Genomic DNA, 24,412 nt, shown 5'->3' on the forward strand with positions numbered 1-24,412 from the left:
CCGGGTGGCGGTGGTGCGGGCTTTTGGGTACGCGCGTGCTAGAAGAGGCTCGTACCGGCGAAGCGCAGTACGAGCTGGGGCGCCCCGGAGAGGGCGACACCGGCCGCTGCCGTGAGCGCGATGGCGGCGGTGACGGCCGCGGGGGGCCGGCCGATGGCCACCTCGTCGCCGACGGACTCCGGAACCGCGCTTCCGGCCTCCGGCTCCGGCGCGCGGAAGAGGAGCGCCGTCCACTGGAGGTAGTAGTACAGCCCGATCACCACATTGACGGCCATGACGACGGCCAGCCAGCCGAGGCCCGCGTCGACGGCCGCCGAGAAGACCGTGACCTTGGCGAACAGGCCGATGATGCCCGGCGGCAGTCCGGCCAGGCAGAGCAGGAAGAAGCCCATGGCGAGGGCGACGAGGGGCCGCCGCGCGTAGAGGCCCCGGTAGTCGGAGAGGCGGTTGAGCGGCTTCGTACGGGCCACCAGCACGACGACCGCGAACGCGCCCAGGTTCACGACGGCGTACATCAGGGCGTACGCGACGGTCGATCCGATCCGGTCGCCGCCCGCGTACGCCGCGGCGGCGATCGGCACCAGGAGATAGCCCGCCTGGGCCACGGACGACCAGGCCAGCAGCCGTACCGCGCTCCGCGCGCGGGTGGCCGACTGACGCAGCGCCGCGGCATTGCCGAGGGTCATGGTGAGCGCGGCGAGGACCGCGAGTACCGGGCCCCACACCTCGCGGTACGAGGGGAACGCGATGACGGTCACCAGAATGAGGCCGGAGAATCCGACCGCCTTGCCGACGACGGAGAGGTACGCGGCGATGGGCAGGGGCGCGCCCACATAGGTGTCGGGCACCCAGAAGTGGAACGGGGCGGCGGCCGTCTTGAAGGCGAAACCGACGAGGGTCAGGGCGACGCCCGCCTTGGCGAGGGTGTCCAACTGGCCGGGGACATGCCCCAGCTCCGCGGCGATCCGGGTGAGGTGGAGGGTGCCGGTCGCGGCGTACACGAAGCTGACGCCCAGCAGCATCACGGCGGTCGCGGTCACCGACGAGAGGAAGAACTTCAGCGCGGCCTCGGAGGAGAGCCGGTCGCCGCGCCGCAGTCCGACGAGCGCGAAGGCGGGCAGCGACGCCACTTCGAGTGCGACGACGAGAGTGGCGAGATCACGCGAGGCGGGCAGCAGGGCGGCGCCGGCCGCCGAGGCGAGCAGCAGGAACCAGTACTCCCCCACGGGGAGTTTCCTGCTGTCGTGGAGCGAGATCAGGGCGGTGAGCAGTGCCCCGCCGAGCACCAGCAGCTGGATGACAAGCGCGAAGTGGTCGGCGGTGTAGCTGCAGACATCGGCGTCGTTGGTGAGGCAGAACGTCGAGCGGTCGCCCGCGCGCAGCGGGAGAAGGGTGAGGAGCGCGGCGACCAGACCGGCGATCGCTATACCGCCGAGGAGCGGCTTGCGGTGCTCCGGTACGAAGAGATCGGCGACCAGCACGATCAGGGCGACGACCGCTGTGATGGTGGGGGGCGCGATCGCGAGCCAGTCGATCGACTGGACGAGGCTGGCGGCGCCGGCGGCGCTCTCGGCGGCCACGGTCACGACTTGCCTCCTGCGAGGAGCTTCTGCACGACGGGGTCGGTGAGGCCGAGCAGAACGGCGGGCCAGAGACCGGCGATGACGGTGAGGGCGACGAGCGGGGTCCAGGCGGCGAACTCGTAGGTCCGTACGTCGGTGAGGCGTGCTGTCGGCGCCGTCGGTCCTTCCGGCAGGGCTTCCGTCGGTCCTCCCGGCGGGGCTTCCTGCGGGCCTCCCTGGGGGCCTTCCTGCGGGCCTTCCTGGGCGTACGCCCCCATGCAGACGCGGCGTACGACGATCAGCAGATACGCGGCCGTGAGCAGCGTGCCGAAGCCCGCGATCACCATGAAGGTGAGGAAGGCGGGGCGGCTCAGCCCCTCCGCCGGGTTGAAGGCCCCGAACATCGCGAGCATCTCGCCCCAGAATCCGGCGAGGCCGGGCAGGCCGAGGGAGGCGACGGCCGCGAAGGCGAGCAGCCCGCCGAGGCGGGGGGCGCGGCCGTAGAGCGCGGCGCCGGTGGCTCCGGCGAGGGTGTCGAGGTCGGCGCTGCCGTACCGCTCCTTGACCGCTCCGACCAGGAAGAACAGCAGGCCGGTGATGAGGCCGTGGGCAATGTTGGCGAAGAGCGCGCCGTTGACGCCGGTGGGTGTCATGGTCGCGATGCCGAGCAGGACAAAGCCCATGTGGCCGACGGAGGAGTACGCGATCAGCCGTTTGAGGTCGCCCCCGGCGCCCTGTTTGGCCAGCGCGAGACAGGCCAGGGAGCCGTAGATGATGCCGACGACCGCGAAGGCCGCGAGATACGGCGCGAAGGTTCGCATGCCGTCGGGGGCGATGGGCAGGATGATCCGGACGAAGCCGTACGTACCCATCTTGAGCAGCACGCCGGCGAGGAGCACCGAGCCGACGGTCGGGGCGGCGGTGTGGGCGTCGGGCAGCCAGCTGTGCAGCGGCCACATCGGGGTCTTGACCGCGAGGCCGATGCCGATCGCCAGAACGGCGATGAGCTGCACGGATGTGCTGAGCCCGCGGCCGTTGTCAGTGGCGAGTGCCACCATGTCGAATGTGCCCGCGTTGAGCCCGATCAGCAGCAGGCCGAGCAGCATGACCACGGAGCCGAGCAGCGTGTAGAGGATGAACTTCCAGGCGGCGGCCTGCCTGCCGCCGGTAACGCCTTCCGAGCCGCCCCAGCGGGCGATGAGGAAGTACATCGGGATCAGCACCATCTCGAAGGCCAGGAAGAAGAGCACGAGGTCGAGAACGGCGAAGGTCGCGAGCGTGCCGGACTCCAGCACGAGCAGCAGGGCGACGAATCCCTTGGGCGAGGGGCCCTTGGGCGGCTGGTAGTAGCTGTAGAGCGCGCAGAGGAAGGTCAGCAGCGCGGTCAGGACCAGAAGGGGGAGGGAAATGCCGTCGATGCCGAGGTGGATCCGGACGTCCAGCGCCGCGATCCAGCTGATGTCCGTCGTGGCCTGCGTCTTTGACGGCTGGTCATGGTCGAAGCCGAGGGTCAGGACGATCACGGCGACGAGGATCGCGCCGGTCACGGTCACGCCGTGGCGCAGCACGGCCTGGTCGGGGCTCTTGCCCCGCAGTCCTGGCGGGGCCGGGAGGAGGGCCGCGACGGCCCCGATGAGCGGCCCGACGACGATCAACGCGAGAAGGAACTGCATCACGGATTCACTGATATCGATCACGGCTCACGCTCCGGCGGCGACGAGTACGGCGGCGATCGCCAGGACGACGGAGCCGGCCAGCAGGGCGCTGAGGTAGGTCTGCACGTTTCCGGTCTGGGCACGGCGTACGGCGGCGCCGAGCCAGCCGGTGCCGGTGGCCGCGCCGCGTACGTAGGTGTCGACGACCTCGCGGTCGAGGAAGCGGACGAGCTGGGCGGCCGCCAGGACGGGGCGTACGAACAGCCGGTGGTAGAGGGCGTCGAGATGGAAGCCGGCCGCCGCGTGGCGGTGGAGCGGCCCCAGCAGGAGGCGGGCGGGGTCCGCGGGGTCGGGGGCGCCCGCGATCGAGCCGTACACCCGCGTGTGGATCTCGATGGCTTCCCTCTCCGCGAGGGCGGGCTCCGTGTCGGGGTGGGGGACGACGGCCCCGATCGGGGTGCGGGCCGCCAGCGCGGTGGTGTGCCGCCAGCAGCCGTAGGTGATCAGACCACCGACGAGTGCGACGCCCGTGCCCAGGACGGAGGTGGTGAGGTTCGGGGCGAGGGTGTGGCCGTCGAACCAGCCCGGGAGAAGGCCGACGGCCAGGCCGAGACCGATGGTGGGGATGGCCAGCACCCACAGGACGGCGTTCATGGAGAGGGGCTGCTTGCCGTAGTCGGGGACCTCGGAGCCCCGGCCGCGGAAGGTCAGCAGCCAGAGGCGGGCCGCGTAGGCGGCGGTGAGGAGGGCGGTGAGCAGTCCGGCGAGCAGTACGGTCCAGCCGGCCGCTCCGGGGGCGGCGCCGCCGGATTCGCCGAAAGCCGTGTGCTCGGCGGCGACGAGGACGGATTCCTTGGAGAAGAAGCCGGCGAAGGGGGGGATCGCGGCGAGCGCGAGCAGGGCGACGGTCACCGTCCAGTAGGCGTCCGGGATGCGCTGGGAGAGGCCGCGCATCCGGGACATGGCGGCCAGTGAGTTGGTGCCGGCGGCATGGATGATCACGCCCGCACCGAGGAAGAGGAGCGCCTTGAACGCGCCGTGCGCGATGAGATGGAAGACGGCCGCGCCACGGTCGCCCACGGCCAGGGCGCCCGACATATAGCCGAGTTGGCCGATGGTCGAGTAGGCGAGGACGCGTTTGATGTCGTCCTGCGCGAGGGCGGCGAGCGCCGAGCCGACCATCGTGATCGCGGCCATCACGGCGAGCACCACCAGGGCGGCGGCCGAGGCGGCGAAGACAGGAAGGAGCCGGGCCACGAAGTAGATACCGGCGGCGACCATCGTCGCCGCGTGGATCAGCGCGGAGACGGGTGTGGGGCCCGCCATCGCGTCGGGCAGCCAGGTGTGCAGCGGGAACTGCGCGGACTTGCCGGCCACACCCGCGAGCAGCAGCAGCGCGATCAGGGTGGGGTGGTCGAGGCCACCGTCGGCGACGGTCTTCAGCACGCCGGTGATACGGAACGTCCCGGCGTCAGAGGCGAGCGCGAACAGCCCGATCAGGAAGGGGACATCACCGAGCTTGGTGACGAGGAAGGCCTTGAGGGAGGCCGCGCGCGCCTCCGGCGTCTCCCAGTAGTGGCCGACGAGGAAGTACGAGCAGATGCCCATGATCTCCCAGCCGACCAGCAGCACCATCAGATCGCCCGAGTAGACGACGAGGAGCATCGCGGAGGTGAAGAGCGAGACCAGAGCCGCGTACGAGGGGTAGCGCGCGTCGCCGCGCAGATATCCCGTCGAGTAGATCTGCACGCATGACGCGACGACGCCGACGAGGACGGCGACCAGAGCCGCGAAGCCGTCGATGTGCAGGGCGAGGTCGATGGGGACCGAGCCGGTGGGGGTGAGCTGGGTCGCGGCGTCCAGCGGCGGCGTCCCGTTGCCGTCGCCGCCGCCCTGGCGTACGGCCACGGCGATGGCGAAGCCCGCCGCGGCCAGGGTCGGCAGGATGGCCAGCGGTCGTACGAACCCGGGTGAGACACGGCCGAGCAACAGCCCGGCGACGGCGCCCAGGAAAGGCAGGAGGGGGACGAGAACGGCGAGGGTCGTGGTGGTCACGCGGTGGCCTCAGCCTTCTGCGCCGGGGCGGCGTCGGTCGCTTCCGGTCCGGTGCCCTCCGGGGCCTCGGGGCCCCCGGGGCCTTCCGCGGTGTCGCGGAGCCTGTCGATGTCCGAGGTGCCGCGGTTGCGGTAGACCATCAGGACGATCGCCAGACCGATGCCGATCTCCGCGGCGGCGATGGCGATGACGAAAAGAGTGAGCGCCTGGCCGGCGTGCAGGGTGTCGCGGAGCCAGACGTCGAAGGCGACCAGATTGAGGTTGACGGCGTTGAGCATCAGCTCGACGGACATCAGGACGAGGATCGCGTTGCGCCGCGCGAGCACTCCGTACAGCCCGGTGCAGAACAGCAGGGCCGCGAGCACGGCGGGATAGGCGAGATGCATCAGCGCTGCTCCTTACCGCTACGGCCGTTTTCGGTGCCGCTTCCGCCCCGGCTGTTCCTGGCGGCGGTCGCGCGCTTACGGGAGAGGACGATCGCGCCGACGAGTGCGGCCAGCAGGAGCACGGAGAGCGCCTCGAAGGGCAGCACCCAGTTGCGGAACAGGAAGTGTCCTGTCACCTCCGTGGAGCCCTGGGCCGGTCCGTCCAGGTCGATCCAGGTCGTACGGAACGCGTCGACGACCACCCAGACCAGGGACACGGCCGCGACGACGGCCACCGCGAGGGCGACGGGACGGTTGCCCGAATCGGCGTCCGGGGAGCGGCCGATGGGCGCCTTGGTGAGCATCAGTCCGAAGAGAAGGAGGACCACCACGGAACCGAGATAGATCAGGACCTGCACCCAGGCGATGAACTCCGCCGTGAGCAGCAGATATTCGACGGCAAGGCCGCCGAGAGTGACGACCAGCCAGAGAGCGGCGTGGACCAGCTGTCTGGTCGTGACGGTGACGAGGGCCGCGCCGATGGTGACCAGGCCGACGAGGAGGAAGGCGATCTCGACACCGCTGGGCGACAGGAAGCCGTGCGTTGCGGGGGTCACTCGCCCGCCTCCTGTTCCCGCTCCCGTTGCGCCGCCGTCGCGAGCTTCTCGGCGGTCTTGCGGGCGGCGCCGAGCTCCTTCGGCTCCTCGGCCGCGGGGTCGAGAGCGGGCGGCGCGGGCACCGTCCACATCCACTCGCGGAGCTTGTCCCGCTCGTGGGTGAGTTCGCGGATGTCCGTCTCCGAGTACTCGAACTCCGGTGACCAGAAGAGAGCGTCGAAAGGACAGACCTCGATGCAGATACCGCAGTACATGCAGAGCGCGAAGTCGATGGCGAACCGGTCGAGGACATTACGGCTGCGTTCGCGCCCTCCGGGGACGGCGGCCGGGACCGTCTCCTTGTGGGAGTCGATATAGATGCACCAGTCGGGGCACTCACGGGCGCAGAGCATGCAGACCGTGCAGTTCTCCTCGAACAGTCCGATCACGCCACGGGTGCGGGGCGGGAGTTCGGGCTGTGCTTCGGGGTACTGGTGGGTGACGGTCTTCCTGGTCATCGTCCGCAGGGTGACGGCCAGGCCCTTGGCCAGACCGGAGCCGGGAAACGAGGGGGCCACTAGTTGATCGCCACCTTCACGATGCCGGTGAGCGCGATCTGCGCGAGAGCGAGCGGGATGAGAACGGTCCAGGCGAGCTTCTGCAACTGGTCCTCACGCAGCCGCGGATAGCTCACCCGCAGCCAGATGATGACGAACGCGAGCACGGCCGTCTTGAGGAGCGTCCAGACCCAGCCGAGTCCGTCGTCCCCGAGCGGGCCGTGCCAGCCGCCGAGGAAGAGGACCGTGGTCAGTCCGCACAGGACGACGATGCCCGCGTACTCGGCGAGCAGGAAGAGCGCGAAGCGCAGGCCCGTGTATTCGGTGTAGGCGCCGAAGATGATCTCGGAGTCGGCGACCGGCATGTCGAAGGGCGGGCGCTGGAGTTCCGCGAGACCGGCGACGAAGAAGACCAGGGCGCCGACGATCTGCCAGGGCAGCCACCACCACTCGAAGGCGTTGAGGATGCCGGGGAGGGAGACGGTGCCGGCCGCCATCGCGACGGAGGCGGCGGCGAGCAGCATCGGCAGCTCGTAGGCGAGCAGTTGCGCGGCGGTACGCAGACCGCCGAGAAGGGAGAACTTGTTGGCCGAGGCCCAGCCCGCCATGAGCGAGCCGAGCACCCCGACGCCCATCACGGCGAGCACGAAGAAGATGCCCGCGTCGACGACCTGGCCGACCGCGCCCTCGCTCGGACCGATGGGGATCGCGACCAGCACGAGGAGGTACGGGAGAAGGGCGACGGCGGGAGCGAGTTGGAAGATACGGCGGTCGGCGTTGGCCGGGACCACATCCTCCTTCTGCGCGAACTTCACCCCGTCCGCGACGAGCTGGGCCCAGCCGTGGAAGCCGCCCGCGTGCATGGGGCCGAGACGGCCCTGCATATGGGCCATCACCTTGTGCTCGGTCTGACCGACGACGAGGGGAACGACCAGGAACACGGCGAAGACGACGATGAGCCGGAGGGCGACGTCGAGTACGTCGTTCACGCGTCTCCTTCGGGGCGGCGGTCGCTCTCGGGGCCCTCGCTCCGGGGGCCCTCGCTCTGGGGGCCCTCGGGCTCGGGAGCTTCCGGCTTGGGGCCTTCCGGCTTGGGGCTTTCGCTCCCCGGGCTCTCGGCCGGAGGGGGTTTGCGCCACGGCGCGTCCGGGGTCGTGCCCTCCGGCTGCTGGCTCGCCGAGCCCTGCGTGACGCTGCGCGCGCGGCGCACCGGGCGGTCGCCCGCGGCGGCACCGGCACCCGCGCCACCGGCACCCGCGGCGCGTGCCCCGCGGGCGGGCCGGGCCGGGGCCGGGGGCAGCTGGCCCTTGAGAGGACCCCACTCGTTCGGATCGGGCACACCGGGCGGGAGCATCTGGCGCCGCTTGGGGCCGCCGTGCTCGGACTCGCCCGGCTCCTTCGCGCCCGGCCATGCCTTGACGACCCGGGCCGCCAGGACGAAGTCCTTGCGCAGCGGGTGCCCCTCGAACTCCTCGGGGAGAAGAAGGGGAACGAGATGGGGGTGGCCGGAGAAGGAGACGCCGAACATCTCGTGCGTCTCGCGTTCGTGCCAGCCCGCGCCCGCGTAGACGCCGATGGCCGTGGGCAGGACGGCCGCGTCGTGCGGGACGGTCGTACGGACCAGCAGCCGGCGGACCGTACCGCCCTCCAGGGCGACGACATGGGCGCAGACGCGGAAGCCGGTGCCCGGCTCGTCGACCGCGCTCAGCCAGTCGAAGTAGGTGCAGCCCAGCTGGTCGCGGGCGGTTTCGAGCGCGGGGATCCAGGACTCGGCGGGGACATCGACCGTCAGCAGGTCATAGGTCAGCTCGGCCGTGGCCCCCTCACCGAAGATCTCGGCGGCGGCGTCCGGCAGCCGGTCGTATGCGTTCACGAGGCGCTCTCCCCCGGCGTCGACGTCGTCGGCGGCGGTGGCGGCGTGACCAGTCCGCTGCGCAGCGCGGCGGCCGAGGGCCGGCCGGCCGCGGCGTAGCGCTCGCCGAGCGATTCGCGGGCGATCTTCTCCTGGAGCTTCAGGATGCCCTGGAGCAGCGCCTCGGGGCGGGGCGGGCAGCCCGGTACGTAGACGTCGACCGGGATGATCTGGTCGACGCCCTTCGTCACGGAGTAGGAGTCCCAGTACGGGCCACCGCAGTTGGAGCAGGCGCCGAAGGAGATCACGTACTTGGGCTCGGGCATCTGCTCGTACAGCCGCTTCACGGCGGGTGCCATCTTGTCCGTGACGGTGCCGGAGACGACCATCAGGTCGGCCTGGCGCGGTCCCGGGGCGAAGGGGATCACTCCGAGCCGGATGAAGTCGTGCCGGGACATGGAGGCGGCGATGAACTCGATGGCGCAGCAGGCGAGTCCGAAGTTGAAGACCCAGAGGCTGTAGCGGCGGCCCCAGTTGAGGACCACTTTCATGGGCTGCGGGGCCAGCCGGGAGAGCACACCGAGCCGTTTTCCGGTTCCGCTCGCGGCGGGACCGTCGGCGGGCACGGTCGGCAGGAATTCGGGAGCGGGAGCGGGAGTGGGAGTGGGGGTCACGTCCATTCCAGGACGCCCTTCTTCCATGCGTAGAGCAGTCCTACGGCCAGGAAGCCGAGGAAGATGAACATCTCGATCAGCGTCGTTGCGCCGTATCCCGGGGCCGCGAAGACGGTCGCCCAGGGGAAGAGGAAGATCGAGTCGACGGCGAAGATCACGTAGAGGAACGCGTACACGTAGTAGCGGACCTGGGTGTGTGCCCAGCCCTCGCCCACGGGGTCCACACCACATTCATAGGTGAGCAGTTTCTCCGGCGTCGGCACCACCGGCCGCAGCAGCCGGCCCGCCCCGAAGGCGACGGCGACGAACAGCACGCCGACGACCGCGAGCAGTCCGACCACCGAATAGCTCTGGAAGTAGTCCGACGCGAGAACGGTCGGTTGCGACACGTCCGCCCCTCGCTCCCTGACCTCGTAGCGGCTTCTTCGACGATCTGTACGGACGGGAGTCTAGGCCCTGTTAAAGACTTGGTAAGCAGCCGCGTCCCGCTTAGTGGGGTTATCCCTACTTCAACCGGCCCAGCTACCCCATGGCGCGCGCCATCGGCTCCGTGCAGGCTTGGTCTCTATGACCGTGAGCAGCAGCCTCCCCGACGATGACCGTCCGCCACCCGCGCGTTTCGCTTTCGACCGGCACACCTGGAAGGAGATCGCGCACCTCCTGGTGAACCTTCCGGCTTCCCTGGTCGGTTTTGTCTATGTGGTGTTCACGGTCTCCACCGGTGCGGGGCTTTCGGTGACGGTGATCGGGCTGCCGTGGCTGGTCTGCGGGCTCGCGGGGGCGCGGCTGCTCGGCCGGGCGGAGCGGGCGCGGGCGCGGGCGCTGCTCGGGGTACGGATCGAGGAGCCGAGCCCGCTGCACGGCCCCGGACGGCGGCCCGACGGGCTGCTCGGCCGGATATGGGCCGGGCTGAAGGATCCGGTGGCCTGGCGGACCGTGCTGTACGAGTTCATCCGGCTGCCCTGGGGCGTGCTGACGTTCGGTGTCACGATCGCGGGTCTCTTCGTGTTCTGGCCGGTCCTCCCCTACGTGGCGCGCGGGCTCGCCAATGTCGACCGGGCGATGGTGCGGGCGCTGCTCTCGCCCTCCGACGAGCTGGAGCGGCGGATCGCGGAGCTGGAGTCGGACCGGGGAGTGGTGGTCGACACGGCCGCCGCCGATCTGCGCCGTATCGAACGCGATCTGCACGACGGCGCGCAGGCGAGGCTGGTGGCCCTGGCCATGGGGCTCGGCCTCGCCAAGGAGAAGCTGCTGGAGGATCCGGAGACGGCGGCGAGCATGGTGGACGAGGCCCATGGCGAGGTGAAGCTGGCGTTGCAGGAGCTGCGGGATCTGGCGCGCGGCATCCACCCGGCCGTCCTCACCGACCGCGGGCTGGACGCGGCGCTCTCCTCCGTGGCCTCCCGCTGCACGGTCCCGGTGAAGGTGGAGGTCGATCTCCCCTACCGGCCGGCCGCCGCGATCGAGGGCATCGCCTACTTCACGGTCTCCGAGCTGCTGCAGAACGTCAGCAAGCACGCCAGGGCGAGCCNACCGTGGATCTGGACGAGCGGCCGGCCGAGGCCATCGAGGGCATCGCGTATTTCACGGTCTCCGAGCTGCTGCAGAACGTCAGCAAGCACAGCGAGGCGCGGATGGCGTCGGTGGATGTGTGGCGGCGGGACGACCGGCTGCTGATCCAGGTGCAGGACGACGGGCGCGGCGGCGCGCGGCTGGACGGTGGTACGGGCATGTCCGGCCTGTCCGAGCGGCTCGACGCGGTGGACGGTCTGTTCGTCCTCGAATCCCCGGCCGGCGGGCCGACGGTCGTCACGGCGGAGCTGCCGTGGCGGCGGCGCGGTAAGAGCTGAGCGCGGCTTCGGGCCGCCCAGGGGAGCGCCCAGGGCGGCCCCGCGCGGGGCGCGACCGCACCTCGGGGGTGGGGAAAACCCCAGGGGAAAGACGGAGACCGGCCTCATGGTGCGGGTGCTCGGGCCCCGGGAGCATGGAGGACATGGAGACACGCAGCCCGCTCTCCCCCAGCCCGCTCGCAGAACGGACCACACCCATGGCCTTGGATTATGGATCGCAGCCGCGGCCCCACTTCCTTCCGCCGGCCCTGCGCGCCCCGGTCGAGGGACGCACCTGGCGCGAGTTCGGCTATCTGCTGCTCAGCCTGCCCATCAGCACGGTGCTGTTCTGCTACGCGATAGCGACCATCGCGCTCGGGGCGGGGCTGCTGGTCACCTTCCTCGGGGTGCCCGTGCTGGCCTTGGGGCTGGCCGGCTGCCGCGGCTTCGGGATGATGGAGCGGGCGCGGGCGCGCGCGCTGCTGGGGCTCGATGTGCCGGAGCCGGAGCCGGCCCGTGGCGCGAAGAGCGGGCTGATGTCCTGGGTCGGCGCGGTGCTGAAGAGCGGGGTGTCCTGGCGCCATCTGCTCTACGCGATCCTGCATTTCCCGTGGGCGCTGTTCGCGTTCGTGGTGTCCCTGACGGTCTGGTCCGTGGCCTGGGGGCTGTTCACGTATCCGCTGTGGCAGTGGGTGTTTCCCAGCAATCTCGACCAGTCGGGAATCGCGATCTACAGCGACGGCGCGGGGAACGGCTTCTTCCTGGACACACCGTTCGAGATAGCCGCCACCTCGGTGGTGGGGCTGGTGCTGGTGCTCTTCTGCCCCTGGCTGATACGCGGCCTGGCGACCGTGGACCGGCTGCTGGTGATGGGGCTGCTCGGCCCGTCCCGGCTGGCCACCCGGGTCTCGGAGCTGGAGTCGGACCGGGGAGTGGTGGTCGACACGGCAGCGGCCGATCTGCGCCGTATCGAACGCGATCTGCACGACGGCGCGCAGGCGAGGCTGGTGGCCCTGGCCATGGATCTGGGGCTGGCGAAGGAGAAGCTGGCGGAGGACCCGGAGGCCGCGGCGCGCATGGTCGGCGAGGCGCACGGCGAGGTGAAGACGGCGCTCCAGGAGCTGCGGGATCTGGCGCGCGGCATCCACCCGGCCGTCCTCACCGACCGCGGGCTGGACGCGGCGCTCTCCTCCGTGGCCTCCCGCTGCACGGTCCCGGTGAAGGTGGAGGTCGATCTCCCCTACCGGCCGGCCGCCGCGATCGAGGGCATCGCCTACTTCACGGTCTCCGAGCTGCTGCAGAACGTCAGCAAGCACGCCAGGGCGAGCCGGGCGACGGTGGAGGTGTGGCAGACGCAGGACCGGCTGATGCTTCAGGTCACGGATGACGGCAGGGGCGGGGCGGACGCGACGGCGGGCAGCGGGCTGGCCGGGCTGACGGAGCGGCTGGACGCGGTGGACGGGATCCTGGTCATCGACTCACCCGCCGACGGTCCGACGACGGTGACGGCGGAGCTGCCCTGGCGGGGCTGACGCTCAAGGAACGCCGCACGGCGTGAGCTCGTAGGGCGTGAGCTCGTACGGCGTGAGCTCGTACAGCTGGAACTCGTACGGCGTGAGCTCGTACGGCGTGCTGCCTTCCGGGTGCCCCCGCCCGGGAGGCTCGCGCACACCCAGCGGGCCTTTTCCCGCCGGGTGTGCGCGCAGCGATACGAATACTGGGATGCTGGAGGGCACAGGGGACAGATCTCACCAATGGGGGCTACATCATCGTGGAAGACAGAGTGCGGGTCGTCATCGCCGAGGACTCAGTGCTGCTTCGGGAGGGCCTGACCCGGCTGCTGACCGACCGCGGACACGATGTCGTCGCCGGTGTCGGTGACGGGGAAGCGCTCATCAAGACCGTGGGTGATCTGGCGAACGAGGGCGCGCTCCCGGATGTGGTGGTCGCGGACGTACGGATGCCGCCGACCCACACCGACGAGGGGGTGCGGGCGGCCGTGCGGCTGCGCCGGGACCATCCGGGGATCGGGGTGCTGGTGCTCTCCCAGTACGTCGAGGAGCAGTACGCCACCGAGCTGCTGGCCGGCAGCAGCCGGGGCGTGGGGTATCTGCTCAAGGACCGGGTGGCCGAGGTCAGGGAGTTCGTGGACGCCGTCGTACGGGTGGCCAGGGGCGGGACCGCGCTGGACCCCGAGGTGGTCGCCCAGTTGCTGGGCCGGAGCCGCAAGCAGGATGTGCTGGCGGGGCTGACGCCCCGCGAGCGTGAGGTGCTCGGGCTGATGGCCGAGGGGCGGACGAACTCGGCGGTCGCCAAGCAGCTGGTCGTGAGCGACGGAGCGGTCGAGAAACATGTCAGCAATATCTTTCTGAAGCTTGGGCTTTCCCCTAGTGATGGGGATCACCGCCGGGTGCTGGCCGTCCTGACGTATCTGCGGTCCTGACCGGGGAACAGACCGGGGGACACCCTGGCTGTCGCCCCGTCGGTCGCACAGGCGGGGCGGGGGGCGGGACGAAAGCCCTAGCACCAAAGGATGAGAGCGGAACGACTTTCACGGATCCCATCGGGGGTGGGCAAAGTATGACAAATCAGCGCACGCGGCCGTCTCAAACTGGCGTCCACCATTCGATCGGTCAAGGGAAGGCGACCCTTACCGACGTAGGGTGGCCTCCGGGACTGCCGGGCGGCCGGTCGGTCCCGAGCCGCCGCCCGAGGGAGGTCCAGTTCAGTGACCAGCCAGGTCAGTAGCCCAGCCGAGCAGGCCGATGGGGCCGACGACGCGCGTGAGAGCGATCGCGCCGTCGGTGACCAGCGCGCCCCCGCGTCCGGACAGGGGGGCGCAGGCGAGAAGGAAGTCCGTCGACTGGACCGGGTCATCATCCGTTTCGCGGGTGACTCGGGTGACGGGATGCAGCTGACGGGTGACCGGTTCACCTCCGAGACGGCGTCGTTCGGGAACGACCTGTCGACGCTGCCGAACTTCCCGGCCGAGATCCGGGCTCCCGCGGGGACGCTGCCGGGCGTCTCCTCGTTCCAGCTGCACTTCGCCGACCACGACATCCTCACGCCGGGCGACGCGCCCAATGTGCTCGTGGCCATGAACCCGGCCGCGCTGAAGGCGAATATCGGCGATGTGCCGCGCGGCGCGGAAATCATCGTGAACACCGATGAGTTCACCAAGCGGCCGATGGCCAAGGTCGGCTATCTGACCTCACCGCTGGAGGACGGCTCGCTCGACGGCTACCAGGTGCACCCGGTGCCGCTGACGACGCTGACGATCGAGGCGCTCAAGGAGTTCGGTCTCTCCCGCAAGGAGGCCGAGCGCTCCAAGAACATGTTCGCGCTCGGGCTGCTCTCCTGGATGTACCACCGGCCGACGGAGGGCACCGAGAGGTTCCTGCGGGCCAAGTTCGCCAAGAAGCCGCAGATCGCGGAGGCCAATGTCGCCGCCTTCCGGGCCGGCTGGAACTTCGGGGAGACCACCGAGGACTTCGCGGTCTCCTACGAGGTCGCCCCGGCCGGTGCCGCGTTCCCGACCGGCACGTACCGCAATATCTCCGGGAACCTGGCGCTGGCGTACGGCCTGATCGCCGCAGGCCACCAGGCGGACCTGCCGCTCTATCTCGGCTCGTACCCGATCACCCCGGCCTCGGACATCCTGCACGAGCTGTCCCGGCACAAGAACTTCGGCGTACGGACCTTCCAGGCCGAGGACGAGATCGCGGCCATCGGCGCGGCGCTGGGCGCGGCGTTCGGCGGGTCCCTCGCCGTCACCACCACCTCGGGCCCGGGTGTGGCGCTCAAGTCGGAGACCATCGGTCTGGCGGTCTCGCTGGAGCTGCCGCTGCTGGTCGTCGCCATCCAGCGCGGCGGTCCCTCCACCGGGCTGCCGACCAAGACCGAGCAGGCGGATCTGCTCCAGGCGATGTACGGGCGCAATGGCGAGGCCCCGGTGCCGGTGGTCGCGCCGCAGACCCCGGCGGACTGCTTCGACGCCGCCATGGAGGCCGCGCGGATCGCGCTGACCTACCGCACCCCGGTCTTCCTGCTCTCCGACGGCTATCTCGCCAATGGCTCCGAGCCCTGGCGGATCCCGGAGACGGACGAACTCCCCGATCTGCGGGTGCGGTTCGCGACCGGACCCAACCATGAGCTGGCCGACGGCACCGAGGTGTTCTGGCCGTACAAGCGTGACCCGCGGACCCTGGCCCGCCCGTGGGCGGTGCCCGGCACACCGGGGCTTGAGCACCGTATCGGCGGGATCGAGAAGCAGGACGGCACGGGCAATATCTCGTACGACCCGGCCAACCACGACTTCATGGTGCGCACCCGCCAGGCCAAGATCGACGGGATCCAGGTCCCCGATCTGACCGTCGACGACCCGGACGGCGCCCGCACGCTGGTCCTGGGCTGGGGCTCCACCTATGGGCCGATCACCGCCGCGGTCCGCCGGCTGCGCAGGGCGGGCACGCCCATCGCCCAGGCGCATCTGCGTCATATCAACCCCTTCCCGCGCAACCTCGGGGAGATCCTTGGCCGTTATGACAAGGTCGTCGTGCCGGAGATGAACCTCGGCCAGCTCGCCACGCTGCTGCGGGCGAAGTATCTCGTCGACGCCCACTCGTACAACCAGGTCAACGGCATGCCGTTCAAGGCCGAGCAGCTGGCCACGGCCCTCAAGGAGGCCATCGATGTCTGATGCGAACGAGTTGCTGACGCTGGTCCCCAAGGCCGAGGCCAAGCAGTCCATGAAGGACTTCAAGTCGGACCAGGAGGTCCGCTGGTGCCCCGGCTGCGGTGACTACGCGGTGCTGGCCGCGGTCCAGGGCTTCATGCCCGAGCTGGGCCTCGCCAAGGAGAACATCGTCTTCGTCTCCGGCATCGGCTGCTCCTCGCGCTTCCCGTACTACATGAACACGTACGGGATGCACTCCATCCACGGCCGCGCCCCCGCCATCGCCACCGGGCTGGCGACCTCGCGCCGCGATCTGTCGGTCTGGGTGGTCACCGGCGACGGCGACGCGCTCTCCATCGGCGGCAACCATCTGATCCACGCGCTGCGGCGGAACGTCAACCTCAAGATCCTGCTGTTCAACAACCGGATCTACGGGCTGACCAAGGGCCAGTACTCGCCCACCTCCGAGCTGGGGAAGATCACCAAGTCGACCCCGATGGGTTCGCTGGACGCGCCCTTCAACCCGGTGTCGCTGGCGATCGGCGCGGAGGCGTCGTTCGTGGCCCGTACGGTCGACTCCGACCGCAAGCACCTCACCGAAGTGCTGCGCCAGGCCGCCGACCACCCCGGCACCGCGCTGGTGGAGATCTACCAGAACTGCAATATCTTCAACGACGGCGCCTTCGAAGTCCTCAAGGACCGGGAGAAGGCCGCGGAGGCCGTGATCCGGCTGGAGCACGGGCAGCCGATCCGCTTCGGCGTGGAGGGCAAGAAGGGCGTCGTCCGCGACCCGGCCACCGGTGACCTGGAGGTCGTGGCCGTCACGCCCGAGAACGAGTCGCGGATCCTCGTCCATGACGCGCACGCGACCAGCCCCACCACCGCGTTCGCGCTGTCGCGTCTCGCGGACCCGGACACGCTGCACCACACCCCCATCGGGGTGCTGCGCAGCGTCGAGCGGCCCGTCTACGACACCCTGATGTCGGACCAGCTGGACGCGGCCGTCAAGCGGCAGGGCAAGGGCGATCTGGCCACGATGCTCGCCGGTGGCGACACCTGGACGGTCGTCGGCTAGGGCCTGGACCCGAAGTCGGGACGCGGTTCTCCGGGGCCCGGATCTCTTACGAGGTCCGGGCCTCGTCGTATGCCCGACGGGCCTTGAACACGTCGTCCAGCCGTCGTTCCGTCCAGCGCCCCAGATCGCACACATACTCGGCGGCCTCCCTGCCCAGCTCGGTCAGGGAGTAGTCCACGCGCGGCGGGATGACGGGCTTGGCGTCGCGGTGGACGAAGCCGTCACGCTCCAGGGTCTGGAGTGTCTGGGCGAGCATCTTCTCGCTGACCGCGCCGATCTCCCGGCGCAGTTCGCTGAAGCGGTACGAGCGCTCCAGCAGGGCGCCGAGCACCAGCACCCCCCAGCGGCTGGTGACATGCTCCAGGACCAGCCGGGAGGGACACATGGACGGGGTGACGTCCGACTTCTCCGCCTTGCCCACCTGCTTGCTTACGACCATGCCAGTACCTTACTTCAAGGTGGGTACTTTCGCATGGTTAGTGTCGACCCTAGGGTGAGTGACAGAGAGTCCCGATCCGCGCATATCCACCCGAACTGGAGCATCCATGAGCATCGTTGTCACCGGAGCCACCGGACACCTCGGCCGACTGGTCGTCGCGGCCCTGCTGGCCGACGGCGTGCCGGCCGACGGAATCGCCATCGTCGTACGGAACGAGGAGAAGGCCGCGGACCTGGTGGCGCGCGGTGTCGAGCTGCGCGTCGCCGACTACAGCAAGCCCGAGACGCTGGCGGACGCGTTCCGGGCCGGTGACCGGGTGCTGCTGATCTCCGGCAGCGAGGTCGGGCAGCGCGTGCCGCAGCACACCGCCGTCATCGACGCCGCGCGGGCGGCGGACGTGGCCCAGCTCGCGTACACCGGCATCCTCGGCGGCCCCGACGCCGATGTCCGACTGGCCGACGAGCACAAGGCGACCGAGCGGCTGATCCTCGACTCCGGGCTGCCGTACACCTTCCTGCGCAACGGCTGGTACACCGAGAACTACACCGGCAACCTCGCGCCCGTACTGGAGCATGACGCCGTCGTCGCCGCCGCGGGCGAGGGCAGGATCGCCGCCGCCTCCCGCGCCGACTACGCGGCCGCGGCGGCGGCCGTACTGACCGGTGAGGGTCACCTCGACAAGGCGTACGAGCTGAGCGGCGACACGGCGTGGTCGCTGAGCGAGTACGCGGCGGAGCTGTCGCGGCAGACCGGCAGGACCATCGCGTACAACAACGTGCCGGCCGGGACGCTGCTCGGAATCCTCACCGGCGCGGGGGTGCCGGAGCAGATGGCCTCGATCCTGGTCGACGTGGACCACGGAATCGAGCGCGGCCTGCTCGCCGGTACGACCGGGGATCTGGCCCGGCTGACCGGCCGCCCCACCACCCCGCTCGCCGAGACGATCGCCGAGGCGCTCAAGGGCTGACACTCGCGCACAGACGCGTCATGACCGTATGACGATACGGACATGACATCGCGGCCCGCGCGGCGCTACCTTCTTGGGGGCGCCGTGCCGGGACGGCGCGTCTGTGGTGGGGAGGGCCAGTGAAGGCGGACGGCGACCAGCGGGCGGGACTGCCGGCCCAGCGGGCGGGACTGCTGTACGGGATCGGTGCCTACGGGATGTGGGGACTGGTCCCGCTCTACTGGCCGCTGCTCGAACCGGCCGGGGCGATGGAGATCCTGGCCCACCGGATGGTCTGGTCGCTGGCGTTCGTCGCCGTCGGGCTGCTGGTGCTGCGCCGCTGGGGCTGGATACCGGAGCTGATACGTCAGCCTCGCAAGCTGGGGCTCATCGCCGTGGCCGCCACCACGATCTCCCTCAACTGGGGTTTCTACATCTGGGCGGTCAACAGCGGCCGGGTCGTCGAAGCCTCGCTGGGCTATTTCATCAATCCGCTGGTGACGATCGCCATGGGCGTTCTCCTGCTCAAGGAACGGCTGCGGCCCGCCCAGTGGACGGCGGTGTTCATCGCCCTCGCCGCCGTGCTCGTCCTCGCCGTCGGATACGGGCAGCCGCCCTGGATCTCGCTCGTACTGGCCTTCTCGTTCGCGACCTACGGCCTGGTCAAGAAGAAGATCAACATTGGCGGACTGGAGTCGCTGGCCGCCGAGACCGCGGTCCTGTTCCTGCCCGCGCTCGGCTATCTGGTGTGGCTGGGCGCGTCCGGCTCGGCCACCTTCGGCTCGGAGGGTACGGGCCAGATGGCCCTGCTCGCCGGGACGGGCGTGATCACCGCGCTGCCGCTGATCTGCTTCGGCGCGGCGGCGATCCGGGTACCGCTGTCGACGCTGGGCCTGCTCCAGTATCTGGCGCCGGTCTTCCAGTTCGTGCTGGGGGTCGCGTACTTCCACGAGGCGATGCCGCCGGAGCGGTGGGCGGGCTTCTCGCTGGTCTGGCTGGCCCTGGCGATCCTGACCTGGGACGCGCTGCGAAACGCCCGCCGTACGCGGGCGGAGGCGCTACGGCTGGCGGCGGAGGCGGCAGCGACGGCGACCGCGACCGCGACGACCGTGGCGGCCTCGTCTTCGGCCTCGACTGCGGCCTCGACTTCGGCCTCCCCCGATCCCCGCGAACCGGGCCCCCGGTAACCGGGCTCAGTCAGCTCAGGCGGTGTCGCCGCGGGTGCGGTGGGCCCGCACCTTCTCGCGCGTACCGCACCGCTCCATCGCGCACCAGCGGCGGCGCCCCGGCCGTGACGTGTCGACGAAGAGCAAGTAGCAGTTGTGCGCCGCGCATTCGCGCACGCGCGCCGCGAAGGGGCCGGTCAACAGCTCGACGGCGTCGCGGGCGACGGTCGACAGCAGCCCCGGCCCGGTGGCGCCCGGGGCCCAGGCGCGGGTCCCGTCGGGCGCGATACGGGTGACGAGCGGGGGTTCGGCCGCCGCGGTGTTGATCACCGCGAGATCCGCCGCCGCCAACGCTCCACCGTGGGCGCGGGCCAGGGTCAGCCGCAGCAGCGCGTCCCGCACCGTACGGGCGCCCCCCACATCCTCCTGCCGCACCGACAGCACCCCTTCGAGCCCCGGCGCCAGCCGGCTCCGCCGTACCCACTCCAGCAGCGCCGCGGGGTCGTGCAGCACCTCGTGCCGCGCGTACATCCCCGGGCCGCCGGTCGTCAGCAGCTCCAGGCAGAGCGCGCCCGTGTCGAACCGGTAGGGGCGGCCCCCTCCGGGCGGCTGAAGAAGCATGCCCGTCCTGTCTGTTGCGGGCTGACTCATGTAACCAATATAACTGGTTACATGAGTCAGTCCCCCAAGCCCGTGCACTGGAAACTCGTCATCGACGCCGCCGATCCGCACACCCAAGCCGACTTCTGGGCGGCGGCCCTCGGCTATCTCGTCGAGGACCACAGCAGCCTCATCGAGAAGCTGCTGAGCCTCGGCCAGGTGACGGACGCGGATGTCCTGGAAGCGCACGGCCGCCCGGCCTGGCGGGATCTGGCCGCCGTCCGCCATCCGGACGAGCCGTACGAGGAGGAGAGCGGCATGGGGATGGGCCGCCGGATCCTGTTCCAGCGCGTGCCGGAGGCCAAGACCGTCAAGAACCGGATCCATCTCGACCTGCACCCCGGCCCCGAGCTGCGGGAGGCGGAGGTCGGGCGTCTGGAGAGGCTGGGAGCGACGGTGGTCCGCCGCGTGAAGGAGCCCGGCGGGGCATGGGTCGTCATGAGCGACCCTGAACTCAACGAGTTCTGCGTGGCGTAGGTCGTGTCTTCAAAGTCCCGCCTGCCCGGCCGAGCGAGCCCGACATCCCGTCCGGTCAGCGAACACCGCTGACCGGTTTGCTCTCTTGACGGCGAGTCAGCCTCTCACCGAGCATTCAGCACGCACAGCGCACCGACAGCTTCCGCATCACGATCAGCACCAGCGCACCACAGGCACAGCACCCGCACAGCTCCAACGCCCCGCGCACCACCTGTCGCGGGGCGTCTCGCACGTTCCGTCCTGTCCCCGTACGGAATCCGGAGCCCCCACATGAAACTCTCCGTTCCCGGAGCCCACCGCATATCCGGTCGGCGCGTCCGACCCGGCCGAATATCCACCCGCGCCACCACGGCCGCGGTCGCGGGACTCGCCGCCGCAGGGCTGCTCGCCGCCGCCGCGCCCGCCGTGTCAGCGGCGCCCGCCGCGCCTCCGGTCTCCACCAGACCGGCGCAGTCCACGCCCGCCGCGCCCGCCGCCCTCGCGGCCCCCGATATCCCGCTCGCCAATGTCAAGGCGCATCTCACCCAGTTCTCGTCCATCGCCGCCGCCAACGGCGGCAACCGCGCCCATGGCCGCGCCGGCTATCTGGCCTCCGTCAACTACGTCAAGGGCAAGCTGGACGCGGCCGGGTTCACCACCTCCGTACAGCAGTTCACCTCCGGCGGCGCCACCGGCTACAACCTGATAGCCGACTGGCCGGGCGGCGATCCGAACCAGGTCCTGATGTCCGGTTCGCATCTCGACTCGGTCACCTCGGGCGCCGGGATCAACGACAACGGTTCGGGCTCCGCCGCCGTCCTGGAGACCGCGCTCGCCGTCTCCCGGGCCCAGCTCCAGCCGGCGAAGCATCTGCGGTTCGCCTGGTGGGGCGCGGAAGAGCTGGGTCTGGTCGGTTCGCGGTACTACGTGAACAATCTGCCGGCCGCCGAGCGCGCGAAGATCAGCGGATATCTGAACTTCGACATGATCGGCAGCCCGAACGCCGGTTACTTCGTCTACGACGACGACCCGACCATCGAGCAGACCTTCAAGAACTACTACGCGGGCATCGGCGTCCCGACGGAGATCGAGACCGAGGGCGACGGCCGCTCGGACCACGCGCCGTTCAAGAACGTCGGCATCCCCGTCGGCGGGCTCTTCAGCGGCGCCGGTTACATCAAGAGCGCCGCGCAGGCGCAGAAGTGGGGCGGCACCTCGGGGCAGGCCTTCGACCGCTGCTACCACTCCTCCTGCGACACCACGGCGAACATCAACGACACGGCGCTCGACCGCAACAGCGACGCCGCCGCCCACGCGGTCTGGACGCTGTCGGCGAACTCGTCCGGCCCCTCGGGCGAGGTCTTCGAGACCGTCGACGATGTCACCATCCCGGACAACGGCCCCACCATCACCTCGGCGGTGACCGTCTCCGGCCGTACGGGCAACGCGCCCGCCGCACTCAAGGTGGGTGTGGACATCAAGCACACCTGGCGGGGTGACGTGGTCATCGACCTGATCGGCCCGAGCGGGACGGTCTACCGGCTGAAGGACTCCAGCGGCAACGACTCGGCGGACAACGTGATCGCCACGTACACGGTGGACGCGTCGAGCGAGACCGCGAACGGCGTCTGGCGGCTGCGGGTCCAGGACGTGGCCGCCCAGGACACCGGCTACATCGACAGCTGGCGCCTCACCTTCTGAGACCACGAGCCCTCCCGAGACCGCGGGCCCTCCCGAGACCGCGATCGCTCCCCCGAGACCGCGGCTGCCCGCGTGCTGCAATCGGTGCGCACGCGGGCAGCCGCACGTCAGGCGCTGATGTCCTTCGCCGTGAAGCGCGCCCAGGCCGCCGAGCCGAACACCGCCGCGTACAGCGCCTGGAGCCCCAGGTTCTTGACGATGTCGTCCCAGTAGAACGGCTCGCGCAGCAGATCCGCGAAGGACAGCCAGTGGTGCGGGAAGAGATACGGCTGTATCGCGTGCAGCTGCGGGATCGTGTCCAGGATCTGCACCGTGATCAGCAGCCCGACGGTCGCCGCCATCGCCGCGATCCCGCTGTTGGTCAGGGTGGAGATGAACAGACCGAGCGCCGCGAGACCCACCAGCGAGGCGGCGACGACCAACGCGATCAGCAAGGCCCGCAGCAGCCCGTCACCGAAGGAGATCCGGGTGCCCGAGATCGTGGTGACCTCACCGAGCGGGAAGAGCAGCGCGCCGACGGCCAGCGCCGAGGCCGCCACGACGAGCGTCGCGACCAGGCAGAAGGCCAGCGTGGACGCGTACTTGGCGAGCAGCAGTCTCGTACGCCCGGCCGGGGCGACCAGCAGATAGCGCAGTGTCCCGCCGTTGGCCTCACCGGCGATCGCGTCGCCCGCGATGACCGCCACCGCCATCGGCAGGAAGACGGGCAGCGTCGCGGCGAGCGCGGCGAAGACCAGGAACAGTCCGTTGTTGGTGATCTGCGTCAGGAACGCGGGCCCGTGCGCCCCGCCGCCCCCGCCCACTCCGCCGCCGTCGCTCGTCTCGATCTTCACGGCGATCCCGATGAGGACGGGTACGGCTGCGAGCACACCCAGCAGCGCGAGGGTCCGCCAGCGCCGGAAGGTGGTGGTCACCTCGGAGCGCAGCAGCCCGAAGGTCCACCACAGCCGGCGCTCCCGGTCCCGGGCCATGGGCTCCGCCGGTCCCCCGCCCGCCGTCGCCAGGTCCCCCGCCTCAGCCTCCAGGTCCCCCGCCTCAGCCCGCGACATCGAAGCCCTCCCCCGTCAGCGCGACGAAGGCGTCCTCCAGCGAGGCGCGCTCCTGGCCGAAGGCCCGTACGCGCACCCCTGCCCGGACGAGCGCCGCGTTGAGGTCCGCGGGGTCCACCGGCTCCGTCCCGCCCGTGGGCAGCTCTCCGCTCACCCGGTCCTCCGCCACGACCACATCGGTGACCCCCAGTTCCTTCAGCACCCGGGCGGCCTCGCCGGGGTCGGGGGTGGTGACGGCCAGCCGGCCCCGGGTCCCGGCCGCCAGCTCGGCGACCGGACCCTGTGTGACCAGCCGCCCCTGGGCCATCACGGCGGCGTGCGTGCACACCTGCTCGATCTCGTCGAGGAGGTGCGAGGAGAGGAAGACGGTCGTGCCGTCCGCCGCCAGCTCCCGTACCAGGGCCCTGATCTCCCGCATGCCCTGCGGGTCCAGCCCGTTCGTGGGCTCGTCGAGCACCAGCAGCCGGCGCGGTCGCAGCAGCGCCGACGCGAGCCCGAGCCGCTGCTTCATCCCGAGGGAGTACGCCTTCGCCTTCTTGCCCGCGGCGGCGGTCAGCCCGACCCGGTCCAGGGCATCGGTCACCCGGGCGCGGCGGGTACGGGGATCGGCCGTCGGGTCGGCGGAGTCGTACCGTACGAGGTTGTCCCGGCCCGACAGGTAGCCGTACAGCGCGGGCCCCTCGATCAGGGCGCCGACCTGGGGAAGTACGGCGCGGGCCGCGCGGGGCATGGGCCGGCCGAGGAGCGAGGCCGAGCCCGCGGTCGGCTCGATCAGCCCCATCAGCATCCGGATCGTGGTCGTCTTGCCCGACCCGTTGGGCCCGAGGAAGCCGAAGACGCTGCCGGCGGGGACGGCGAGATCGAGCCGGTCCACGGCGAGCTGACCGCCGCGGAACCGCTTGGTGAGTCCCCGCGTCTCGATCACATCGATCTCATCGCGCGCCTCGCCCACGTCACTCACGTCGCCCACGTCGCCCACGTCGCCCCCATCGAGCACGGCTGTCATCACCCTCCCGTCCCTCCCGGTCGCACATCGGCAGTACGAGAACGGACCGGCCCCGGTCAGCGTTCCGCCCCGCCGTACGGAGCGTACGGCGGGG

At 70.5% G+C, this 24,412-nt stretch carries 24 protein-coding genes; 10 read left to right on the top strand and 14 right to left on the bottom strand.

What is annotated here, in order from left to right:
- Positions 1-38: 38 nt before the first annotated feature.
- Genes M1203_RS05705 through M1203_RS05750 form a run of 10 tightly spaced genes read right to left on the bottom strand, consistent with a single transcriptional unit; the run spans position 39 to position 9,705 of the window.
- Complete coding sequence (locus tag M1203_RS05705) at positions 39-1,586, bottom strand: NADH-quinone oxidoreductase subunit N (RefSeq protein ID WP_249948362.1); 1,548 nt, start codon at positions 1,584-1,586, stop codon at positions 39-41.
- Complete coding sequence (locus M1203_RS05710) at positions 1,583-3,235, bottom strand: NuoM family protein (RefSeq protein ID WP_249948532.1); 1,653 nt, start codon at positions 3,233-3,235, stop codon at positions 1,583-1,585. The genes M1203_RS05705 and M1203_RS05710 overlap by 4 nt, the downstream gene beginning before the upstream one ends.
- Before the next feature lie 27 nt (positions 3,236-3,262).
- Entirely contained in the window at positions 3,263-5,272 is a 2,010-nt protein-coding gene (locus M1203_RS05715) for an NADH-quinone oxidoreductase subunit L (RefSeq protein ID WP_249948363.1), read from the bottom strand.
- Positions 5,269-5,658 (bottom strand): NADH-quinone oxidoreductase subunit NuoK, encoded by a 390-nt coding sequence (gene nuoK / locus M1203_RS05720; RefSeq protein ID WP_249948364.1) that lies wholly within the window; start codon positions 5,656-5,658, stop codon positions 5,269-5,271. Before nuoK ends, M1203_RS05715 begins: the two co-directional genes overlap by 4 nt.
- Positions 5,658-6,254, bottom strand: coding sequence for an NADH-quinone oxidoreductase subunit J (locus tag M1203_RS05725; protein WP_249948365.1), 597 nt, complete (start codon positions 6,252-6,254; stop codon positions 5,658-5,660). Before M1203_RS05725 ends, nuoK begins: the two co-directional genes overlap by 1 nt.
- Positions 6,251-6,811: an NADH-quinone oxidoreductase subunit I gene (locus tag M1203_RS05730; protein WP_249948366.1), complete on the bottom strand. Its 561-nt coding sequence runs from the start codon at positions 6,809-6,811 to the stop codon at positions 6,251-6,253. The genes M1203_RS05725 and M1203_RS05730 overlap by 4 nt, the downstream gene beginning before the upstream one ends.
- On the bottom strand, positions 6,811-7,779 hold the full coding sequence (locus tag M1203_RS05735; RefSeq protein WP_249948367.1) for a complex I subunit 1 family protein: 969 nt from the start codon (positions 7,777-7,779) through the stop codon (positions 6,811-6,813). The genes M1203_RS05730 and M1203_RS05735 overlap by 1 nt, the downstream gene beginning before the upstream one ends.
- Positions 7,776-8,663 (bottom strand): NADH-quinone oxidoreductase subunit C, encoded by an 888-nt coding sequence (locus M1203_RS05740; protein ID WP_374402007.1) that lies wholly within the window; start codon positions 8,661-8,663, stop codon positions 7,776-7,778. Before M1203_RS05740 ends, M1203_RS05735 begins: the two co-directional genes overlap by 4 nt.
- Positions 8,660-9,322: an NADH-quinone oxidoreductase subunit B gene (locus M1203_RS05745; protein WP_249948368.1), complete on the bottom strand. Its 663-nt coding sequence runs from the start codon at positions 9,320-9,322 to the stop codon at positions 8,660-8,662. Before M1203_RS05745 ends, M1203_RS05740 begins: the two co-directional genes overlap by 4 nt.
- Positions 9,313-9,705: an NADH-quinone oxidoreductase subunit A gene (locus tag M1203_RS05750; protein ID WP_249948369.1), complete on the bottom strand. Its 393-nt coding sequence runs from the start codon at positions 9,703-9,705 to the stop codon at positions 9,313-9,315. The genes M1203_RS05745 and M1203_RS05750 overlap by 10 nt, the downstream gene beginning before the upstream one ends.
- 178 nt (positions 9,706-9,883) lie before the next feature.
- Between M1203_RS05750 and M1203_RS05755 the strand changes: the two genes are divergently transcribed.
- The 6 genes from M1203_RS05755 (at position 9,884) to M1203_RS05780 (ending at position 16,895) form a co-directional block, all read left to right on the top strand.
- A complete protein-coding gene (locus M1203_RS05755; RefSeq protein ID WP_249948370.1) occupies positions 9,884-10,993 on the top strand; it encodes a sensor histidine kinase in 1,110 nt (369 codons plus the stop codon).
- Entirely contained in the window at positions 10,951-11,166 is a 216-nt protein-coding gene (locus M1203_RS05760) for a hypothetical protein (RefSeq protein ID WP_249948371.1), read from the top strand. Before M1203_RS05755 ends, M1203_RS05760 begins: the two co-directional genes overlap by 43 nt.
- 197 nt (positions 11,167-11,363) lie before the next feature.
- Positions 11,364-12,677, top strand: a complete 1,314-nt coding sequence (locus tag M1203_RS05765) for a sensor histidine kinase (RefSeq protein ID WP_249948372.1) — start codon at positions 11,364-11,366, stop codon at positions 12,675-12,677.
- Between the two features lie 251 nt (positions 12,678-12,928).
- A complete protein-coding gene (locus M1203_RS05770; RefSeq protein ID WP_249948533.1) occupies positions 12,929-13,588 on the top strand; it encodes a response regulator transcription factor in 660 nt (219 codons plus the stop codon).
- A gap of 285 nt (positions 13,589-13,873) precedes the next feature.
- On the top strand, positions 13,874-15,844 hold the full coding sequence (locus M1203_RS05775) for a 2-oxoacid:acceptor oxidoreductase subunit alpha (protein WP_249948373.1): 1,971 nt from the start codon (positions 13,874-13,876) through the stop codon (positions 15,842-15,844).
- Complete coding sequence (locus M1203_RS05780; protein WP_249948374.1) at positions 15,837-16,895, top strand: 2-oxoacid:ferredoxin oxidoreductase subunit beta; 1,059 nt, start codon at positions 15,837-15,839, stop codon at positions 16,893-16,895. The genes M1203_RS05775 and M1203_RS05780 overlap by 8 nt, the downstream gene beginning before the upstream one ends.
- A gap of 46 nt (positions 16,896-16,941) precedes the next feature.
- Here M1203_RS05780 and M1203_RS05785 read toward each other — a convergent pair whose 3' ends face one another.
- The gene (locus M1203_RS05785) at positions 16,942-17,334 is read right to left on the bottom strand and encodes a helix-turn-helix domain-containing protein (RefSeq protein ID WP_249948375.1); all 393 of its coding nucleotides are present in this window, start codon (positions 17,332-17,334) and stop codon (positions 16,942-16,944) included.
- A 106-nt stretch (positions 17,335-17,440) separates the two neighbouring features.
- On the opposite strand from M1203_RS05785, the gene M1203_RS05790 reads away from it, so the two are divergent.
- Both M1203_RS05790 and rarD read left to right on the top strand, forming a co-directional pair.
- Complete coding sequence (locus M1203_RS05790; RefSeq protein ID WP_249948376.1) at positions 17,441-18,301, top strand: SDR family oxidoreductase; 861 nt, start codon at positions 17,441-17,443, stop codon at positions 18,299-18,301.
- A gap of 197 nt (positions 18,302-18,498) precedes the next feature.
- Entirely contained in the window at positions 18,499-19,467 is a 969-nt protein-coding gene (gene rarD, locus M1203_RS05795) for an EamA family transporter RarD (RefSeq protein WP_249948534.1), read from the top strand.
- Positions 19,468-19,482: 15 nt separating this feature from the next.
- Here rarD and M1203_RS05800 read toward each other — a convergent pair whose 3' ends face one another.
- Entirely contained in the window at positions 19,483-20,097 is a 615-nt protein-coding gene (locus M1203_RS05800; protein ID WP_249948377.1) for an ABATE domain-containing protein, read from the bottom strand.
- A gap of 21 nt (positions 20,098-20,118) precedes the next feature.
- Here M1203_RS05800 and M1203_RS05805 point away from each other — a divergent pair, with 21 nt between their 5' ends.
- Complete coding sequence (locus tag M1203_RS05805) at positions 20,119-20,583, top strand: VOC family protein (protein WP_249948378.1); 465 nt, start codon at positions 20,119-20,121, stop codon at positions 20,581-20,583.
- Between the two features lie 270 nt (positions 20,584-20,853).
- A complete protein-coding gene (locus M1203_RS05810; RefSeq protein WP_249948379.1) occupies positions 20,854-22,263 on the top strand; it encodes a M28 family metallopeptidase in 1,410 nt (469 codons plus the stop codon).
- A gap of 107 nt (positions 22,264-22,370) precedes the next feature.
- On the opposite strand, the gene M1203_RS05815 is transcribed toward M1203_RS05810, so the two are convergent.
- Both M1203_RS05815 and M1203_RS05820 read right to left on the bottom strand, forming a co-directional pair.
- On the bottom strand, positions 22,371-23,312 hold the full coding sequence (locus tag M1203_RS05815; protein WP_374402018.1) for an ABC transporter permease: 942 nt from the start codon (positions 23,310-23,312) through the stop codon (positions 22,371-22,373).
- A complete protein-coding gene (locus M1203_RS05820; protein WP_249948380.1) occupies positions 23,299-24,318 on the bottom strand; it encodes an ABC transporter ATP-binding protein in 1,020 nt (339 codons plus the stop codon). The genes M1203_RS05815 and M1203_RS05820 overlap by 14 nt, the downstream gene beginning before the upstream one ends.
- Positions 24,319-24,412: the final 94 nt, after the last annotated feature.

The sequence above is a fragment of the Streptomyces sp. 35G-GA-8 genome (assembly GCF_023534745.1).
In the GTDB taxonomy this organism is placed as follows: Bacteria; Actinomycetota; Actinomycetes; order Streptomycetales; family Streptomycetaceae; genus Streptomyces.

Bases quoted from the DNA above. Each gene is read 5' to 3' on its own strand.
- M1203_RS05710 (WP_249948532.1), bottom strand. From the start codon at position 3,235: ATGCAGTTCCTTCTCGCGTTGATCGTCGTCGGGCCGCTCATCGGGGCC.
- nuoK (WP_249948364.1), bottom strand. From the start codon at position 5,658: ATGCATCTCGCCTATCCCGCCGTGCTCGCGGCCCTGCTGTTCTGCACC.
- M1203_RS05745 (WP_249948368.1), bottom strand. From the start codon at position 9,322: ATGGACGTGACCCCCACTCCCACTCCCGCTCCCGCTCCCGAATTCCTG.
- M1203_RS05760 (WP_249948371.1), top strand. From the start codon at position 10,951: ATGGCGTCGGTGGATGTGTGGCGGCGGGACGACCGGCTGCTGATCCAG.
- M1203_RS05765 (WP_249948372.1), top strand. From the start codon at position 11,364: ATGGCCTTGGATTATGGATCGCAGCCGCGGCCCCACTTCCTTCCGCCG.
- M1203_RS05780 (WP_249948374.1), top strand. From the start codon at position 15,837: ATGTCTGATGCGAACGAGTTGCTGACGCTGGTCCCCAAGGCCGAGGCC.
- M1203_RS05785 (WP_249948375.1), bottom strand. From the start codon at position 17,334: ATGGTCGTAAGCAAGCAGGTGGGCAAGGCGGAGAAGTCGGACGTCACC.
- M1203_RS05790 (WP_249948376.1), top strand. From the start codon at position 17,441: ATGAGCATCGTTGTCACCGGAGCCACCGGACACCTCGGCCGACTGGTC.
- rarD (WP_249948534.1), top strand. From the start codon at position 18,499: ATGTGGGGACTGGTCCCGCTCTACTGGCCGCTGCTCGAACCGGCCGGG.
- M1203_RS05800 (WP_249948377.1), bottom strand. From the start codon at position 20,097: ATGAGTCAGCCCGCAACAGACAGGACGGGCATGCTTCTTCAGCCGCCC.
- M1203_RS05805 (WP_249948378.1), top strand. From the start codon at position 20,119: ATGAGTCAGTCCCCCAAGCCCGTGCACTGGAAACTCGTCATCGACGCC.
- M1203_RS05810 (WP_249948379.1), top strand. From the start codon at position 20,854: ATGAAACTCTCCGTTCCCGGAGCCCACCGCATATCCGGTCGGCGCGTC.
- M1203_RS05815 (WP_374402018.1), bottom strand. From the start codon at position 23,312: ATGTCGCGGGCTGAGGCGGGGGACCTGGAGGCTGAGGCGGGGGACCTG.
- M1203_RS05820 (WP_249948380.1), bottom strand. From the start codon at position 24,318: ATGACAGCCGTGCTCGATGGGGGCGACGTGGGCGACGTGGGCGACGTG.